The following is a 1,072-nucleotide window of genomic DNA, read 5'->3' as shown; positions in this document are numbered from 1 at the left end:
TCGGGGGCCGCACTCAACCATATCCGGCGCGCGGTTGCACGGGGGTGCCCTCACACGCCGTAATAGCCTCGGTACCAGTCGACGAAGGCGGGGATGCCGGTCGCGATCGGCGTCTCCGGCACCCGGCCGATCAGCGCCTGCAGAAGCTCTGTGCTCGCGTGCGTGCGCGCCACGTCGCCCGGCGGCAGGGGCTTCAGGATCCGCTCGACCCGGCGGCCCAGCGCCGCCTCCAGCGCCGCGATCATCGCATCGAGCCGCACCGGCCGCCCGCCGCCGATGTTGACGAGCCGGTAGGGCGCGCTCGAACTCAGCGTGTCGCAGGCGCCCACCGGCGCCCCCGTGCCGGGCAGCGGTGGGGGCACGTCGGCGAGCCGCCGGATCGCGTCGACGAGGTCGGTGACGTAGGTGAAGTCGCGCTCGGCCGAGCCGCCCGAGAAGACCTCGATCGGCTCGCCGGCCAGGATCTTGCCCGTGAACAGGAACAGCGCCATGTCGGGCCGCCCCCAGGGCCCGTAGACCGTGAAGAAGCGGAAGGCGGTGGTGGGGATCGCGAACAGGTGGCTGTAGGAGTGGGCCATCGCCTCCATGGCGAGCTTGGAGGCGGCGTAGAGGGTGAGCGGGCTCACCGCCTGGTCGGTCTCGCGGAAGGGCAGCTCCGTGTTGCCGCCGTAGGCCGAGGAGGTCGAGGCCAGGAGCAGGTGGCGCACGGGATGGGCGCGCACCGCCTCGAGGAGCTGGAAGCTGCCCATCAGGTTGGCGTCGGCGTAGGCCTGCGGGTTCTCCAGGCTGTAGCGGACGCCGGCCTGGGCGGCGAGGTGGACCACGATCTCGGGCGCGGTTCGCGCCATGAGCGCGCGCAGGAGGCCGGGCGTCTCGATCCGGCCCTCGATCGCCTCGAAGCCCGGATGGCGGGCGAGTTCGGCGTGCCGGGCGCGCTTGAGGCCGATATCGTAGTAGTCGGAGAAGCCGTCGAGGCCGGTCACGGCGTGGCCTTCGGCCAGCAGCAGCCGGCTGAGATGGAAGCCGATGAAGCCGGCCGAGCCGGTCACAAGTATGCGCATGTGCAATCCTG

General features: G+C 71.7%; 1 protein-coding gene. It reads right to left on the bottom strand.

Going from position 1 to position 1,072, the window contains the following annotated elements:
- Window positions 1-50 precede the first annotated feature (50 nt).
- The gene (locus MOX02_RS30700) at window positions 51-1,061 is read right to left on the bottom strand and encodes an NAD-dependent epimerase/dehydratase family protein (protein ID WP_147029525.1); all 1,011 of its coding nucleotides are present in this window, start codon (window positions 1,059-1,061) and stop codon (window positions 51-53) included.
- Window positions 1,062-1,072: the final 11 nt, after the last annotated feature.

Source organism: Methylobacterium oxalidis (assembly GCF_007992195.1).
In the GTDB taxonomy this organism is placed as follows: domain Bacteria; phylum Pseudomonadota; class Alphaproteobacteria; order Rhizobiales; family Beijerinckiaceae; genus Methylobacterium; species Methylobacterium oxalidis.
The sequence above is the reverse complement of the archived record's forward strand: the minus strand, read 5'-3'. Positions and strand labels throughout refer to the sequence as shown.

What these genes read in the sequence shown, in the direction of transcription:
- MOX02_RS30700 (WP_147029525.1), bottom strand. Translation starts at nt 1,061, where the DNA reads ATGCGCATACTTGTGACCGGCTCGGCCGGCTTCATCGGCTTCCATCTC.